This is a genomic window from Pantoea sp. X-Soil-OKNW-556 (assembly GCF_059730695.1).
In genome coordinates this window covers 1,281,124-1,298,248 of record NZ_AP035990.1, presented here as the reverse complement: position 1 = coordinate 1,298,248, position 17,125 = coordinate 1,281,124, and the positions used below count along the sequence as shown (strand labels likewise).

Genomic DNA, 17,125 nt, shown 5'->3' with positions numbered 1-17,125 from the left:
TTCCCAAAAACGGTTCGCTTTAAATCGGCTGCGTCATCAAACCGACAGATTTCACGCCAGCCTGATGCAGCAGGTTAAGCGCCTTGATGATTTCGTCGTAAGGCACATCTTTCGCACCACCGATCAGAAAAACAGTCTTCGGATTGGCTTCCAGTCGGCGCTGCGCTTCGCTCACCACTTGCTCAGGAGGCAGTTGGTTCATACGATCGTGATCCACCACCAGGCTGTACTGCCCTACCCCGGAAACTTCGACAATCACCGGCGGATTATCATCGCTGGAAACTGTTTTTGAATCAGTCGCATCCGGCAGATCCACTTCCACACTTTGGGTAATGATCGGCGCGGTTGCCATAAAAATCAGCAGCAGCACCAGCAGCACGTCCAGGAGTGGAACGATGTTGATTTCCGACTTAAGGTCGCGGCGTCCGCGACCACGGGTTCTGGCCATCGTTTACCTCGACTTACTTCGTATTGTCGGTGGAGAAAGCCTGACGATGCAGGATAGCCGTGAACTCTTCCATAAAGTTGTCGTAGCCCTGCTCCAGCTTATTCACACGCTGGTTCAGACGGTTGTACGCCATGACCGCCGGAATCGCGGCAAACAGACCGATTGCGGTGGCGATCAGCGCTTCAGCGATACCCGGCGCAACCATTTGCAAGGTAGCCTGCTTCACCGCACCGAGGGCGATAAAGGCGTGCATAATCCCCCACACCGTACCAAACAGACCGATATAAGGACTGATGGAACCGACGGTGCCAAGGAAAGGAATGTGGTTTTCCAGCGCTTCCAGTTCACGGTTCATCGAGATACGCATGGCACGGCTGGCACCTTCCACCACCGCTTCTGGCGCGTGGCTATTGGCGCGATGCAGGCGCGCGAACTCTTTAAAACCGGAATAGAAAATCTGCTCTGAGCCGTTCAGTTCGTCACGACGTCCCTGGCTCTCCTGATACAGGCGAGACAGCTCGATACCTGACCAGAATTTATCTTCAAACGCTTCGGCTTCGCGCCCGGCAGCATTGAGAATGCGGGTACGCTGAATAATGATTGCCCAGGAGGCAATGGAAAAGCCGATCAAAATCAACATGATAAGTTTGACCAGAAGGCTTGCCTTCAGGAACAAATCAAGAATATTCATGTCAGTCACTGCTTGAACTCCGCGACAATAGACTTGGGAAGCGCAATCGGCTTCATTAGATGTGGGTTGATGCAGGCAATCAGGACTTCTGCTTCATTGAGCACTTTGCCTTCATTATTCACGATACGCTGCGAGAACGTCATGGTGGCTCGCGTCATTGAGGTCACTTCACTCTGGATTTCCAGAAGATCGTCAAGACGTGCTGCCGCAAGATAGTCCACCGTCATACGCCGTACCACAAAACAGATTTGCTGTTCCAGCAACGTCTGTTGATTGAAATGGTGCTGGCGCAACATCTCAGTACGTGCTCGTTCATAAAAAGCGATATAGCTGGCATGGTAAACCACACCACCGGCGTCGGTGTCTTCGTAATAGACCCGAACCGGCCAGCGAAACAGCGTTGTACTCACTCTACATCCCGGTATCATTTTAAACGTTGCTACTATACGCAAGTGAGATCAGCTTGGGAATGGCCCGCTGACGCCGCGAGAAAATAATTATCACACGGTAACAATCGGAAGGATTTTTGGCAGGTTTCTTGACCAGGCGCTGACATAACCTCACACCAGCGCCTGAAATTTCTACAGAAAAAGGACAACATTCGTCCTGATCGTTGACTTAACGGTAAAACCAGATGATTCCCGCCGCCAACACGACCATTGCCGGTAACGGTGTGAACAACGCTTGCCAACGCAAGCGCTGAGGACGGAACCCGGTACCATGAATCACGCCAGTACATACCGCCCAAATCAGCACCAGTCCATGCCAGACAGAGAGAGCGCTGGTCTTCGCCGCGAAGCGCGACGGATCCCAGAACACACACCCCGCCAGCCATAGGGCCAGCAATAGTGAAAGGGCCCGCAACGGGCCCTTATCCATCAGACGATACAGTGTCTGAAACAATCCGCGCATCAGGCTTTATCACCCTTTGCTGCGGCTTCTTCCGCACGCTCCAGCGCCAGTGCCGCGATCACACCGAACGAACAAGCCAGCAGGGTGCCAAGTATCCAGGCAAAATACCACATGCTCTTTCTCCTTAATCAGTACAGGGAGTGCGTATTGCTCTCAATGTGTTCTTTGGTGATGCGGCCATACATTTTGTAGTAACACCAGGTGGTGTACAGCAGAATGATCGGCACAAACACGATGGCCGCAAAGGTCATAATTTTCAGCGTCAGCGCACTGGAGGTTGCATCCCACATGGTCAGGCTGGTGCCCGGCACGGTGCTGGATGGCATGATGAACGGGAACATCGCAATGCCTACCGTCATGATCACACCCGCCAGAGTCAGTGAAGAGAAGATAAATGCCCAGGCACCCTTCTCAGCACGCGAACACAGGATGGTCAGCAGCGGCATCAGCACACCCAGTAACGGGAAGATCCACAGGATCGGCGTCTGCTCAAAGTTCACCAGCCAGGCTCCGGCTTCACGTACCACATCTTTACCCAGTGGGTTAGACGCCGCATGGTGATCGATAACGCTTTTCACCACATAACCATCAATACCGTATTTCACCCACACACCAGCGAGAATGAAGCACACCATCATCACTAAGGCGGAGATCTGCGCAACAGAACGTGAACGGACATGCAGTTCTCCAGTGGTACGCATTTGCAGATAAGTTGCGCCCTGCGCCAGGAACATCGCCACACTGATCACGCCAGCCAGCAGGCCAAACGGATTTAACAGCTGGAAGAAGTTGCCGGTATAGAACAGACGCAGGTATTCGTCAGCGTGGAAGGGTACGCCCTGCAACAGGTTACCGAATGCCACGCCAATCACCAACGGCGGTACAAAGCTACCGATAAAGATGCCCCAGTCCCAGGTGCCACGCCAGCGCACATCTTCAATCTTGGAGCGGTAATCAAAACCGACCGGACGGAAGAACAGTGACGACAGCACCAGGATCATCGCGACATAGAAGCCAGAAAATGCGGCGGCGTACACCATCGGCCAGGCAGCGAAAAGCGCGCCACCTGCGGTGATCAGCCACACCTGGTTCCCATCCCAGTGCGGGGCAATGGTGTTGATCATTACGCGACGTTCGGTATCGGTGCGGCCCATAATACGGACCAGCATCCCTACCCCCATGTCGAAACCTTCAGTGACGGCAAACCCAACCAGCAGAATGCCGATCAGCAGCCACCAGATAAATCGCAACACTTCATAATCAAACATGGTAGCTCTCCTTATCCACGCGCCGGTTGAGTCGATGAGCCAATCTGCTCATGGTGGTAGCGGCCCGTTTTCAGGCTGCTTGGACCAAGGCGGGCAAATTTGAACATCAAATACATCTCCGCCACCAGGAACAGGGTGTACAGACCGCATATCAGAATCATGGAGAACAGCACGTCACCAGTGGTCAGCGAAGAGTTCGCCACTGCCGTCGGCAACACCTCACCGACCGCCCAAGGTTGACGACCATATTCCGCGACAAACCAACCTGATTCGATGGCGATCCACGGCAGTGGGATGCCATACAGTGCCGCTTTAAGCAGCCACGGCCACTTGCCGATGCGATTGCGGATCACACTCAGGAACGACAACGCAATGATTGCCAGCAGCAGCACGCCGCATAGCACCATGATACGGAAGGCAAAATAGAGCGGTGCGACGCGAGGGATCGAGTCCGCCGTCGCTTTCTGAATCTGCGCTTCGGTAGCGTTAGCCACGTCCGGGGTATAACGCTTCAGCAGCAAGCCATAACCGAGATCCTGTTTGCTTTGCTCAAAAGCGGTGCGCACTGCCGGATCCTTGCTACCTGCACGCAATTCGTTGAGTAACGCATAGGCCTTCATACCGTTACGGATACGCACTTCATGCTGCGCCAGCAACTCTTTCAGGCCGGTAACCGGCGTATCCACCGAACGAGTGGCTATCAAACCGAGCAGATAAGGAATCTGGATAGCGTATCTGTTTTGCTGCGCGTCCTGATCTGGAATACCGAACAAGGTAAAGGAGGCAGGCGCAGGTTGCGTTTCCCATTCCGCTTCGATGGCAGCCAGTTTGGTTTTCTGCACATCACCCATTTCATAGCCGGATTCATCACCCAGTACGATAACGGAGAGCACCGCAGCCATACCGAAGCTGGCGGCAATCGCGAAGGAGCGCTTAGCGAAAGCAATGTCACGCCCTTTCAACAGATACCATGAGCTGATACCGAGGATAAACATCGCCCCTGCGGTGTAACCGGCTGCCACCGTGTGCACGAATTTCACCTGTGCCACCGGGTTGAGCACCAGTTCGGAGAAGCTCACCATCTCCATACGCATGGTTTCGAAGTTGAACTCAGAGGCAATCGGGTTTTGCATCCAGCCGTTCGCCACGAGGATCCACAGCGCTGACATGTTCGAACCCAGCGCCACCAGCCAGGTCACCGTCAGGTGTTGTACCTTACCGAGGCGATCCCAGCCGAAGAAGAACAGGCCGACAAAGGTAGATTCAAGGAAGAACGCCATCAGGCCTTCGATGGCCAGCGGCGCACCAAAGATATCGCCGACGTAATGTGAGTAATAAGACCAGTTGGTACCGAACTGAAACTCCATGGTCAGACCGGTCGCCACACCCAGGGCAAAGTTGATACCAAACAACTTGCCCCAGAATTTGGTCATATCTTTATAAATTTGTTTCCCCGTCAGGACGTATACGGTTTCCATGATCGCCAACAGAAACGCCATACCCAGCGTTAATGGCACGAACAGGAAATGGTACATCGCCGTCAGAGCAAACTGTAAACGCGACAGCTCGACAATATCTAACATGATGACTCCTTGCTCCTCGCATGAACTCCTTCTGCGGGCGACAACGGTAAAAAGACAGACATTGACGTGCAGAATAAGAGTCAGGAACGACTGATTATTGATTCCAGTTTTGTTTTGTTACCGACAGAACAGAGTAATCTGCTGCCCGAAGTGAGCGAGTAACTGTGATGAAAAAGCCCTGAAAACTCATCGCAACAATCGGTTTTCCACAGTCGAGAGTGCGGTGGCGACAGAATTGATATAACAACGCCTGGCACAAACTCCTGAAAAAACATGGAAATGATTGAATTGATGTAGCGCAATTTATACCGTTTGCGCTGCGCTTTGCCAGCGGTAAAGTTTGTTATATCTCAGCATTTATTGATCTGAGATAACGTACAAAATTTCCAGATATGTATTGTTAGGCAGGTTGTTAATTAGTTGTCATGAGACGATGACGTAATTAAGAAAATAATTACCTTTGCCATAAAAATTTAACGAAGCGGCGGGTAAGACTTTCCTAACTTTCAAACAGAACGCCTTCGAATTTGCCCTTCTTTACCTTTCTGACAAAGTAAGCATAGACGGCAATTTTCACTGCGTAGGATTTTTCCCCACTTTTTCAGTGGCTACGGACATAAAAAAAGCCACCCGCAGGTGGCTTAGATCAAAAACGTAAACTTATTTAGCAGGCAGTACCGCTTTCACCGCATCACCGATGTCAGCCAGGCTGCGCACGGTTTTCACGCCAGCCGCTTCCAGTGCAGCGAATTTCTCATCCGCCGTACCTTTACCACCGGCAATGATTGCACCGGCGTGGCCCATACGTTTACCTTTCGGCGCAGTCACACCGGCGATGTAACCAACAACCGGCTTGGTGACGTGTTCTTTGATATAGGCAGCAGCTTCTTCTTCAGCACTACCGCCGATCTCACCAATCATCACGATCGCTTCGGTCTGCGGGTCTTCCTGGAACATTTTCAGGATGTCGATGAAGTTAGAACCCGGGATCGGGTCACCACCGATGCCGACACAAGTAGACTGACCATAACCGATATCGGTGGTCTGTTTAACCGCTTCATAGGTCAGGGTGCCAGAACGTGACACGATACCTACGCGGCCCGGCAGGTGAATGTGGCCCGGCATGATACCGATTTTACATTCGCCTGGGGTGATCACACCCGGACAGTTCGGGCCGATCATGCGCACACCAGCTTCATCCAGCTTCACTTTCACGGTCAGCATATCCAGCGTCGGGATACCTTCGGTGATGGTGATGATCAGTTTGATACCGGCATCGATCGCTTCCAGGATACCGTCTTTACAGAACGGAGCCGGAACGTAGATCACGGTGGCGGTTGCGCCTGTTGCTTCTACCGCTTCGCGCACGGTGTTAAACACCGGCAGACCGAGATGGGTGGTGCCGCCTTTGCCCGGCGTCACACCGCCAACCAGCTGAGTACCATAGGCCAGCGCCTGCTCAGAGTGGAAAGTCCCCTGGCCACCGGTGAAACCCTGGCAAATGACTTTGGTGTTTTTGTCGATCAAAATGGACATTATTTACCCTCCGCAGCAGCAACAACACGCTGTGCCGCGTCTGTCAGGCTGGTTGCTGCAATGATGTTCAGACCGCTGTCCGCCAGTTTCTTAGCGCCCAGCTCGGCGTTGTTACCTTCCAGACGTACCACCACCGGTACGTTGACACCCACTTCTGCCACTGCACCGATGATGCCGTCTGCGATCAGGTCGCAACGCACGATGCCGCCGAAGATGTTAACGAATACGGCTTTAACCGCATCGTCAGACAGGATGATTTTGAAGGCTTCGGTTACGCGCTCTTTGGTTGCGCCGCCGCCGACATCAAGGAAGTTTGCAGGCTGACCACCGTGGTGTTTCACGATGTCCATGGTACCCATCGCCAGACCGGCACCGTTGACCATACAGCCAATGTTGCCTTCCAGTGCGACGTAGTTCAGTTCCCACTGCGTTGCATGAGCTTCACGCGGATCTTCCTGGCTCGGGTCACGCATTTCACGCAGTTCCGGCTGACGGAACAGGGCGTTGCCATCGGCACCCAGTTTGCCATCGAGGCACACCAGGTCACCCTGCTTGGTAACGACCAGCGGGTTGATCTCTACCAGCGCCAGATCGCGCTCGAGGAACATGGTCGCCAGACCCATAAAGATTTTGGTGAACTGGCTGACTTGCTTACCGGTCAGGCCCAGTTTGAACGCCAGCTCGCGGCCCTGATACGGCTGAGGACCGGCCAACGGATCGAGTGCCATTTTGTGGATCAGGTGCGGGGTCTCTTCCGCCACTTTCTCGATCTCAACACCACCTTCGGTCGAGGCCATAAAGACCACGCGACGGCTGGCACGGTCAACGACCGCACCCAGGTACAGCTCCTGATCGATGTCAGTCGCGGCTTCAACCAGAATCTGGTTTACCGGCTGGCCTTCGGCGTCAGTTTGATAGGTCACCAGACGTTTGCCCAGCCAGTGTTCTGCAAAGGCGCGGATCTCTTCTTTGCTCTTAACCACTTTCACACCGCCCGCTTTACCGCGGCCACCGGCATGAACCTGACATTTCACTACCCACGGGCCTGCGCCAATTTTAGAGGCGGCTTCTTCTGCTTCGCGTGGCGTAGTACAGGCGTAGCCAGTCGGTGCCGGCATACCATACCGTGCAAACAGCTGTTTCGCCTGGTATTCGTGTAAGTTCATGATGTTCTATCCATTCAGGTCTGAAAAGACTAATGAGTGTTGGGCGCGCCCTTAAGAACGCGCCCGGTGAAAATTAGACGTCCAGCAGCAGACGCGCCGGATCTTCCAGCATCTCTTTCACGGCCACCAGATAGCCGACAGACTCGCGGCCATCGATCAGACGGTGATCATAGGAGAGCGCCAGATACATCATTGGCAGCACCACAACCTGACCATTCACTGCCATCGGACGATCTTTGATAGCGTGCATACCCAGGATCGCACTCTGCGGTGGGTTGATGATCGGCGTGGACATCAGCGAACCGAACACCCCACCGTTGGTGATGGTGAAGTTACCGCCGGTCAGTTCTTCAACGGTCAGCTTGCCGTCACGGCCTTTTACCGCCAGCTCTTTAATTTTCTTCTCGATGTCAGCCATGCTCAGCGCATCAACATCTTTCAGCACTGGCGTCACCAGACCACGCGGGGTTGATACCGCGATGCTGACGTCGAAATAGTTGTGATACACCACGTCTTCGCCATCGATAGACGCGTTCACTTCCGGGAAGCGTTTCAGCGCTTCAACCACGGCTTTGATGTAGAAAGACATAAAGCCCAGACGCACGCCGTGACGCTTCTCGAAGGCATCGCCGTACTGCTTACGCAGATCCATGATCGGCTTCATGTTCACTTCGTTGAAGGTCGTCAGCATCGCGGTGCTGTTCTTCGCTTCCAGCAGACGCTCAGCCACGCGCTTACGCAGACGCGTCATCGGTACACGCTTCTCGCTGCGGTTCGCAATCGCCGTCGGCGCAGCAGCGGCAGCAGGCTGCGCCGCCGCTGCGGCTTTAGCTTCCGGTTTCTTCGCCAGATGTTTTTCTACATCTTCACGGGTGATACGACCGCCCACGCCGCTGCCTTTGATCTGGCTGGCGTCAAGGTCGTGCTCCGCGATCAGACGGCGAATCGCCGGGCTGAGCGCGTCATTGCTCTCTTCTTCAAGAGAAGCAGTCTGACGCTGTGCTGGCGTTGACTCCTTGCTCTCCACTTTGGCGGTAGTCTCTTTCCCGCTGCTGTTGCCTTCCTTCAGACGGCCCAGGATCTGACGAGAGGTCACGGTTGCGCCTTCATCTTCCAGCACCGCATCCAGAACACCATCGGCAGCAGCCGGTACTTCCAGTACCACTTTGTCGGTTTCGATTTCGACAATCACTTCATCGCGACTGACCGCGTCGCCGGGTTTTTTATGCCAGGTGGCTACCGTTGCATCCGCTACGGATTCAGGCAAATCGGGAACGAGAATATCTACACTACTCATTATCTTTCCTTTTTATTAACCAAGGTTCAGCGCGTCGTTAACCAGGTCTTGCTGCTGTTTTTGATGTACAGACATGTAGCCCACGGCCGGTGAAGCCGAAGCCGGACGGCCTGCATAACGCAGTGACGCACCAAACGGAATCACTTCGCGGAAATGATGCTGACTGCAATACCATGCACCCTGATTCAGTGGTTCTTCCTGACACCAGACAAAATCCTGCACATGGGCATAAGCTTTTAATGCTTCCTGTACCGCTTTATGCGGGAACGGGTATAACTGCTCGATACGAATAATCGCGACGTCGTTTTTCTCGTTCTTACGACGTTGCTCCAGCAGGTCGTAATAGACCTTACCAGAACACATCACTACGCGTTTTACCTGTTTCGCATCAAGGGCGTCGATTTCGCCGATAGCCGGCTGGAAGCTGCCGTTCGCCAGTTCGTCGAGTGTGGAAATCGCCAGCGGATGACGCAGCAACGACTTCGGTGACATCACGATCAACGGACGACGCATGCCGCGTAACGCCTGACGACGCAGCATATGGTAAACCTGCGCTGGCGTAGACGGTACACACACCTGCATGTTCTGCTCAGCACAGAGTTGCAGATAGCGTTCCAGACGGGCGGAGGAGTGCTCCGGGCCTTGTCCTTCGTAGCCATGCGGCAGCAGCATCACCAGGCCACACATACGGCCCCACTTCTGCTCGCCGGAACTGATGAACTGGTCGATTACCACCTGAGCACCGTTGGCAAAGTCACCGAACTGCGCTTCCCAGATGGTCAGCACGCGCGGCTCTGCGGTGGCATAACCGTATTCAAACGCCAGCACCGCTTCTTCGGACAGGACGGAGTCCCAAACTTTGAACTGGCCCTGACCATGATGGATATGGTGCAACGGCGTGTAGGTTGAACCGTTCGCCTGGTTGTGCACTACCGCATGACGATGGAAGAAGGTGCCACGACCGGAGTCTTCACCAGACAGACGGACCGGGATGCCTTCATCCACCAGCGTAGCGTAAGCGAGGTTCTCCGCGCCGCCCCAGTCAAAGGCTTTGTTGCCTTCGGCCATCTCTTTACGATCGTTGTAAATCTTGGCGACACGCCCCTGGACTTCAACCGCCTCCGGCACCTGGCTGATACGACGCGCCAGTTCCTGCAAACGTTTCATCTCCACAGTTGCCGGGTAGCTCTCATCCCAGTCGTGGTTGAGATACGGTGACCAGGTGAAAGAATGCAGACTCATCGGACGCCATTCCGGCACCACGCATTCACCGGCATCCAGTGCGTCGCGGTACAGGTTGACCATCTCGGTGGCATCTTCCAGTTTGGCAATACCATCCGCTTCCAGACGATCGGCATAGATTTTACGCGGTGTCGGATGCTTTTTGATTTTCTGGTACATCAGCGGCTGGGTTGCACTTGGCTCGTCGGCTTCGTTATGTCCATGACGGCGGTAGCACACCAGATCGATAAACACATCACGTTTGAAGGTGTTGCGATAATCGAGCGCCAGTCGGGTAACAAAGGCAACGGCTTCCGGATCATCCGCGTTAACGTGGAAAATCGGTGCCTGCACCATTTTACCGATATCGGTACAGTACGGCGTAGAACGCGCGTCCAGCGGGTTAGAGGTGGTGAAGCCCACCTGGTTGTTGATCACGATGCGAACGGTACCGCCCACTTCGTAACCACGCGCCTGCGACATGTTCAGGGTTTCCTGCACCACGCCCTGGCCGGTTACCGCTGCATCACCATGAATGGTGATTGGCAGCACTTTATTGCTGCTTGGTTCTGCCAGACGATCCAGACGCGCACGCACCGAACCCATCACCACCGGGCTAACGATTTCGAGGTGCGACGGGTTAAACGCCAGCGCCAGATGCACCAGGCCGCCTTCGGTTTCCACGTCTGACGAGAAGCCCATGTGGTACTTCACGTCACCGGTGCCGAGATGTTCTTTATGCTTACCGGAGAACTCGTCGAACAGATCCTGGGGCTTTTTACCCAGCACGTTGATCAAGACGTTAAGACGACCACGGTGTGCCATACCCAGCACCACTTCACGCGTGCCACTCTTACCGGCATGACGGATCATCTCACGCAGCATTGGAATCAGCGCGTCGCCGCCTTCCAGCGAGAAGCGTTTTGCGCCCGGGAATTTAGCGCCCAGATATTTTTCCAGGCCTTCTGCCGCTGTCAGTTCTTTCAGGAAACCTTTTTTCTCATCCGTGCTGAACGTCGCGTGCCCCACCACCGATTCGATACGCTGTTGAATCCAGCGTTTTTCATCGGTGTTGGTGATATGCATATACTCGGCACCAATGGAGCCGCAGTAGGTTTGCTTCAGCGCCTCATAGAGATCGGCCAGCTTCATGGTCTCTTTGCCGATAGCAAATGAGCCTACGTTAAAGCTTTCCTGAAAATCGGCGTCGGTCAGGTCGTGATAAACCGGGTCGAGATCCGGTACTGCGTCCTGCTTCCACAAGCCGAGTGGATCAAGGTTAGCGTGCTGGTGTCCGCGAAAGCGGAAGGCGTTGATCAGCTGCAACACCTTAACCTGTTTGGAGTTGGTGGCCGGATCAGTGACTGTGGAAGTGTAACGCGCAGCATCTTTCGCCAGGCGGCGGAAGTAATCACGCGTGGTGGAGTGAAACTGCTCAGGTTTCACGCCAGTGCCAGGCAGCTGTTGGAACATGTCGCGCCACACTGCATCAACAGAGTCAGGATCGGTCAGGAAATCCTCATAGAGTTGCTCTATGTAAGATTGGTTCGCGCCGGCCAGCCAGGAGGAGTCCAGCCAGGGCTTCATCGCGCTGTTCTGCATTGTGATCCCTTAAGCATTAGTATGCTTTTTTTGAGGTTTCATTGTTGCCGCTTTCGCGGCTTGCCGTAGTGAGTTCAGCGATACGAGCCCTTGCGCTATCGGCGCCCGACTCGTAAGGGAACCTTTATAAGCGTGGTGTTGACCGCGCTTATAGAGGCTTCCGTAAACTGCCGGGAACCTGAGGTTCCCGGACAGTGGTGGTGATTACGCCCCGCGTTGCAGCAGCATCGACTTAATATGGCCGATGGCGCGCGTCGGGTTTAGTCCTTTCGGGCACACGCTCACACAGTTCATGATGCTGTGACAGCGGAATACACTGAAAGCATCGTTCAGATTATCCAGACGCGCATCAGTTTCCGTATCGCGGCTGTCAATCAGGAAACGGTAAGCCGCCAGCAGACCGGCCGGACCGATGAATTTATCCGGGTTCCACCAGAACGACGGGCATGAGGTTGAGCAGCAGGCGCAGAGGATACACTCGTACAGGCCATCCAGATGCTCACGCTCAGCCGGGCTTTGTAAATGCTCGCGTGCCGGTGGATTTTCCCCGTTATTCAACAGGTAAGGCTTAATCTTCTCATATTGTGCGTAGAATTGCCCCATATCCACAACCAGATCGCGGATCACCGGCAAACCAGGCAATGGACGGATAACAATTTTCTTCGAACCATTACCCAGCGCAGAGACCGGGGTGATGCACGCCAGACCGTTTTTGCCGTTCATGTTCAGGCCATCGGACCCGCACACGCCTTCACGACAGGAGCGACGGAACGCCAGCGTCGGATCTTTCTCTTTCAGCTTGATCAGCGCATCCAGCAGCATCATATCGCGACCGTCTTCCGCTTCCAGGCTGTACTCCTGCATACGCGGCGCGTCATCCACTTCTGGGTTGTAACGATAGATTGAAAATTCGAGTCTCATGATGATCTCCGCAATTAGTAAGTACGCGCTTTCGGCGGGAAGGCCGCACGCAGTTTCGGTTGCATGTTCACCTCACGGCGCGTCATGCTTTCCGTTTGCGGAACATAGAGGCTGTGGCACAGCCAGTTTTCATCATCGCGATCCGGGTAGTCGAAGCGGCTATGCGCACCACGGCTTTCGGTACGGAAGTTCGCCGCCACTGCCGTGGCATACGCGGTTTCCAGCAGGTTATCCAGTTCAAGACACTCGATACGCTGAGTATTGAAGTCCGGTGAACGGTCATCCAGACGCGCGGATTTCAGACGCTCACGGATCACTTTTAACTCTTCCAGCCCCTGCGCCATCGCTTCACCTTCACGGAACACCGAGAAGTTGTTCTGCATACAGCGTTGCAGTGCTTTGCGAATCTCAACCGGGTCTTCGCCAGTGGTGTTGTTTTCCCAACGGTTGAAACGTGCCATTGCCGCGTCGATCTCTTCCTGGCTGGCATCGCGCAGTTCACCCTGCTCTTCGATACATTCCGCCAGATGCAGACCCGCTGCACGGCCAAACACCACCAGGTCAAGCAGTGAGTTACCGCCAAGACGGTTAGCACCGTGTACCGATACGCAGGCGATTTCACCCACCGCGAACAGGCCTGGAATCACTTCATCTTCACCCTGCTCATTGACGCGCAGCGCCTGACCGGTGACTTTGGTCGGCACGCCACCCATCATGTAGTGACAGGTTGGAATGACCGGAATCGGTTCTTTAATCGGATCGACGTGAGCAAAGGTACGCGACAGCTCGAGAATGCCCGGCAGACGTGACTCCAGCACTTCTGCACCCAGATGGTCGAGCTTCAGTTTGATATGCGGACCCCACGGGCCGTCACAACCACGACCTTCACGGATCTCCACCATCATGGAACGAGCGACCACGTCACGCCCCGCCAGGTCTTTGGCGTTTGGCGCATAGCGTTCCATAAAGCGTTCGCCGTGTTTGTTCAGCAGATAACCGCCTTCACCACGACAACCTTCGGTTACCAGGACACCGGCTCCGGCAATGCCGGTTGGGTGGAACTGCCACATCTCCATATCCTGCATCGGCACGCCAGCGCGCAGCGCCATGCCAACGCCGTCGCCGGTGTTGATGTGGGCGTTGGTGGTGGACTGATAAATACGTCCCGCACCGCCGGTTGCCAGGATGGTAGCTTTGGCTTTGAAGTAGACGGTTTCACCGGTTTCGATGCAGATAGCGGTACAACCGACAATCGCACCGTCTTCATTTTTCACCAGGTCCAGCGCATACCATTCGGAGAAGATGGTGGTTTTGTTTTTCAGGTTCTGCTGATACAGGGTATGCAGCAGGGCGTGGCCAGTACGGTCAGCGGCCGCAGCGGTACGCGCTGCCTGCTCACCACCGAAGTTTTTTGACTGACCACCAAACGGACGCTGATAGACGCGGCCGTCATCAAGACGGGAGAATGGCAGACCCATATGCTCCAGCTCCAGAATCGCTTCCGGGCCGGTTTTACACATATATTCAATCGCGTCCTGGTCACCGATATAGTCGGAACCTTTGACGGTGTCATACATATGCCATTCCCAGTTATCTTCATGGGAGTTACCCAGCGCCACGGTGATACCGCCTTGCGCCGACACGGTATGGGAACGGGTTGGGAACACTTTGGATAACAGGGCGCAACTCAGGCCCGATTGGGAGATTTGCAGAGCGGCGCGCATACCTGCGCCACCCGCGCCGATCACCACGGCATCAAATTCTCTGACTGGCAAACTCATTTACACACCCCACACTACAACGGTTCCATAAATTGCATAGGACAACAGCGCCACCACAACCACCAGCTGCAACACCAGACGGGTCGCCACCGGTTTCACGTAGTCAGTCAGCACCTGCCACATCCCAATCCAACCGTGGACCAGAATCGAGAACAGCGTCAGCAACGTGAACACTTTGGTAAAGGAGGAAGCGAAGAAGCCGCGCCAGACGTCATACGTCAGCGTGCCTGTCATCACCACAAAACCGAGAATGTAGAGAATGTAGAGCGTAATTAAGATTGCAGCAGCACGCAGCAACAGCCAGTCATGAACACCGTTGCGTCCTAATGCAGAAGCATTGCTTACCATACGAGGACTCCAGCCAAAATTGAAAGCACGACAGTGATACCAAAAGCCGCCTGAGCGGAACGGGTGCCCACCTGCAAGGTTTCTTCCATAAAGCCAAAATCAGCCAACATATGACGAATACCGCTCACGACATGGTAAGCCAGCGCAGTCAGAATGCCCCACATGATGAATTTGACGAAGAAGCTATCCATGATGGATGCGGCTTGCAGGAAACCTTCAGGAGAAGAGAGAGAGAGACCCAGTAACCAGAGCAGAATTCCGAGAGCGACAAAGGTGATCACGCCGGAGACGCGGTGGAGAATGGACGATATTGCAGTAACGGGAAACCGGATCGTCGAGAGATCCAAGTTAACAGGTCTTTGTTTTTTCACGGTTTTGCCCACACAGCTCTTTTTTATTTTGCTTCCTCCGGTCCTGGGTTGCACCAGAGACACAGGACGTGTTCAGAGTGCAACCGTCACCAAAGAAGCAACATCCAGTGTTCAGTGACGCGGGGAAAACGCTGGGTGGCTCCTGGTGTCAGGGTGTTCCGGAGACCTGGCGGCAGTATAGGAGGATCACATTCTGATTACAATTCCCCTACAATCTCTTTGGTCACATTTAAGCTGAACAGTGATCCCCCTCACGTATTTCACATTTCATACATTTTTAATTATCTGATTTGACAAAAGTTCAACAATTCGGTTACAAACAAACGCATTAAAGCCCTATGATGCACAAAAGTTATGGGGATACACTTTCCCCTAAGCTGAAGTTATGTAACATTGCCACTCAGAGCATTACAAAGCATCAGGTTATTGGTTACCAAGAAGTTATGTCGTGACAGGATCTTTAACATCCGCGATTTGCAGCATGTCATGCCCGGACGCCACTGCCCCAAACGTAACGTTCACTCTGTACTCTACCTTGCACGACAAACGTGACCGCAGAGTGATACTGTGAAGATTGTGGTTTTTATGAAACATGAAAGCTGTATTGGTGTCTAAGATCCTTACCTACCAAGGCGCTATGGAGACGAAAAATGACAGATAAAAAAGTGACGCTAACCCTACAAGACAATACGGCAGTTGAACTGGACGTGATGCATGGCACGCTGGGACAGGATGTCGTTGATGTCCGCGCTCTCGGCAATAAAGGCCTGTTTACCTTCGACCCCGGTTTCACCTCTACAGCGTCATGCGAATCTAAAATCACCTTTATTGATGGTGATGAAGGTATTTTGTTACATCGCGGTTTTCCGATTGATCAACTGGCAACGCACTCAAACTACCTGGAAGTCTGTTATATCCTGCTGAACGGCGAAGCGCCAACCCAGGAGCAGTTTGAAGAATTCCGCGTTACCGTTACCCGCCACACCATGATCCACGAGCAAATCACCCGTTTGTTCCACGGCTTCCGCCGTGACTCGCATCCGATGGCGGTCATGTGTGGTGTAACGGGTGCGCTGGCCGCGTTTTATCACGACTCGCTGGACGTCAATATTGAACGTCACCGTGAAATCGCCGCGTTCCGTCTGTTGTCCAAAATGCCAACCATGGCGGCGATGTGCTACAAATACTCCATTGGTCAGCCATTCGTTTATCCGCGCAACGACCTCTCCTATGCGGGTAACTTCCTGCATATGATGTTTGCCACCCCGTGCGAAGAGTACAAGGTAAACCCGGTACTGGAACGCGCCATGGACCGTATTCTGATTCTGCACGCTGACCACGAACAAAACGCCTCCACCTCCACCGTACGTACTGCTGGTTCTTCCGGCGCTAACCCGTTTGCCTGTATCGCGGCGGGTATCGCGTCTCTGTGGGGACCGGCACACGGCGGTGCGAACGAAGCTACGCTGCGTATGCTGGAAGAGATCAGCACCGTGGATCACATCCCGGAATTCGTCCGTCGTGCCAAAGACAAGAACGATTCGTTCCGTCTGATGGGCTTCGGCCACCGTGTGTATAAAAACTACGACCCGCGCGCTACCGTCATGCGTGAAACCTGCCACGAAGTGCTGAATGAGCTGGGTATGAAAGATGACCTGCTGGAAGTGGCGATGGAGCTGGAACATATCGCGCTGAACGACCCGTACTTCATTGAGCGTAAACTCTATCCAAACGTCGATTTCTACTCTGGCATTATTCTGAAAGCGATGGGTATCCCGTCCTCCATGTTTACCGTGATCTTCGCGATGGCGCGTACCGTGGGCTGGATTGCACACTGGAAAGAGATGCACGACGAAGGCATGAAGATTGCCCGTCCACGTCAGCTGTATACCGGTTATACCGAGCGTCCTTTCACGTCGGCGCTGAAGAAATAAGGTTAAGGGCGGGTTATCCCGCCCGCTACATCAAAACCGCGCGATA

Annotated in this window: 16 protein-coding genes; 1 reads left to right on the top strand and 15 read right to left on the bottom strand. The window is 54.0% G+C overall.

Annotated features, from left to right (window positions below; translation table 11 throughout):
• Positions 1 to 19 precede the first annotated feature (19 nt).
• From tolR to sdhC, 15 genes are all read right to left on the bottom strand, one after another.
• Positions 20 to 448, bottom strand: a complete 429-nt coding sequence (gene tolR, locus AC6I8T_RS05900; RefSeq protein WP_013508310.1) for a colicin uptake protein TolR — start codon at positions 446 to 448, stop codon at positions 20 to 22.
• A 13-nt stretch (positions 449 to 461) separates the two neighbouring features.
• On the bottom strand, positions 462 to 1,148 hold the full coding sequence (tolQ, locus tag AC6I8T_RS05895) for a Tol-Pal system protein TolQ (protein ID WP_013508309.1): 687 nt from the start codon (positions 1,146 to 1,148) through the stop codon (positions 462 to 464).
• Entirely contained in the window at positions 1,145 to 1,567 is a 423-nt protein-coding gene (gene ybgC / locus AC6I8T_RS05890) for a tol-pal system-associated acyl-CoA thioesterase (protein ID WP_369700778.1), read from the bottom strand. The genes tolQ and ybgC overlap by 4 nt, the downstream gene beginning before the upstream one ends.
• Before the next feature lie 190 nt (positions 1,568 to 1,757).
• The gene (ybgE, locus tag AC6I8T_RS05885; RefSeq protein WP_208725026.1) at positions 1,758 to 2,051 is read right to left on the bottom strand and encodes a cyd operon protein YbgE; all 294 of its coding nucleotides are present in this window, start codon (positions 2,049 to 2,051) and stop codon (positions 1,758 to 1,760) included.
• Positions 2,051 to 2,164 (bottom strand): cytochrome bd-I oxidase subunit CydX, encoded by a 114-nt coding sequence (gene cydX, locus AC6I8T_RS05880; protein WP_013508306.1) that lies wholly within the window; start codon positions 2,162 to 2,164, stop codon positions 2,051 to 2,053. The genes ybgE and cydX overlap by 1 nt, the downstream gene beginning before the upstream one ends.
• Positions 2,165 to 2,179: 15 nt before the next feature.
• Complete coding sequence (cydB, locus tag AC6I8T_RS05875; protein ID WP_021182418.1) at positions 2,180 to 3,319, bottom strand: cytochrome d ubiquinol oxidase subunit II; 1,140 nt, start codon at positions 3,317 to 3,319, stop codon at positions 2,180 to 2,182.
• Between the two features lie 11 nt (positions 3,320 to 3,330).
• Positions 3,331 to 4,902, bottom strand: a complete 1,572-nt coding sequence (gene cydA, locus AC6I8T_RS05870) for a cytochrome ubiquinol oxidase subunit I (protein WP_021182417.1) — start codon at positions 4,900 to 4,902, stop codon at positions 3,331 to 3,333.
• A gap of 660 nt (positions 4,903 to 5,562) precedes the next feature.
• On the bottom strand, positions 5,563 to 6,438 hold the full coding sequence (sucD, locus tag AC6I8T_RS05865; RefSeq protein ID WP_021182416.1) for a succinate--CoA ligase subunit alpha: 876 nt from the start codon (positions 6,436 to 6,438) through the stop codon (positions 5,563 to 5,565).
• Positions 6,438 to 7,604: an ADP-forming succinate--CoA ligase subunit beta gene (gene sucC, locus AC6I8T_RS05860; protein ID WP_013508302.1), complete on the bottom strand. Its 1,167-nt coding sequence runs from the start codon at positions 7,602 to 7,604 to the stop codon at positions 6,438 to 6,440. The genes sucD and sucC overlap by 1 nt, the downstream gene beginning before the upstream one ends.
• Positions 7,605 to 7,677: 73 nt before the next feature.
• Positions 7,678 to 8,901, bottom strand: a complete 1,224-nt coding sequence (gene odhB / locus AC6I8T_RS05855) for a 2-oxoglutarate dehydrogenase complex dihydrolipoyllysine-residue succinyltransferase (RefSeq protein WP_497833588.1) — start codon at positions 8,899 to 8,901, stop codon at positions 7,678 to 7,680.
• A 15-nt stretch (positions 8,902 to 8,916) separates the two neighbouring features.
• Positions 8,917 to 11,724 carry a 2-oxoglutarate dehydrogenase E1 component gene (sucA, locus tag AC6I8T_RS05850; protein WP_021182413.1) on the bottom strand — a complete coding sequence of 936 codons (2,808 nt, stop codon included), beginning with the start codon at positions 11,722 to 11,724 and terminating at the stop codon, positions 8,917 to 8,919.
• 204 nt (positions 11,725 to 11,928) lie between these two features.
• The gene (locus AC6I8T_RS05845; protein WP_021182412.1) at positions 11,929 to 12,645 is read right to left on the bottom strand and encodes a succinate dehydrogenase iron-sulfur subunit; all 717 of its coding nucleotides are present in this window, start codon (positions 12,643 to 12,645) and stop codon (positions 11,929 to 11,931) included.
• A gap of 14 nt (positions 12,646 to 12,659) precedes the next feature.
• The gene (sdhA, locus tag AC6I8T_RS05840; protein ID WP_021182411.1) at positions 12,660 to 14,426 is read right to left on the bottom strand and encodes a succinate dehydrogenase flavoprotein subunit; all 1,767 of its coding nucleotides are present in this window, start codon (positions 14,424 to 14,426) and stop codon (positions 12,660 to 12,662) included.
• Positions 14,427 to 14,774, bottom strand: coding sequence for a succinate dehydrogenase membrane anchor subunit (gene sdhD / locus AC6I8T_RS05835; RefSeq protein WP_021182410.1), 348 nt, complete (start codon positions 14,772 to 14,774; stop codon positions 14,427 to 14,429).
• The gene (gene sdhC / locus AC6I8T_RS05830; RefSeq protein WP_497833587.1) at positions 14,768 to 15,157 is read right to left on the bottom strand and encodes a succinate dehydrogenase cytochrome b556 subunit; all 390 of its coding nucleotides are present in this window, start codon (positions 15,155 to 15,157) and stop codon (positions 14,768 to 14,770) included. Before sdhC ends, sdhD begins: the two co-directional genes overlap by 7 nt.
• Positions 15,158 to 15,795: 638 nt before the next feature.
• Between sdhC and AC6I8T_RS05825 the strand changes: the two genes are divergently transcribed.
• Positions 15,796 to 17,079, top strand: coding sequence for a citrate synthase (locus AC6I8T_RS05825; RefSeq protein WP_021182408.1), 1,284 nt, complete (start codon positions 15,796 to 15,798; stop codon positions 17,077 to 17,079).
• The last annotated feature ends 46 nt before the right edge of the window (positions 17,080 to 17,125 follow it).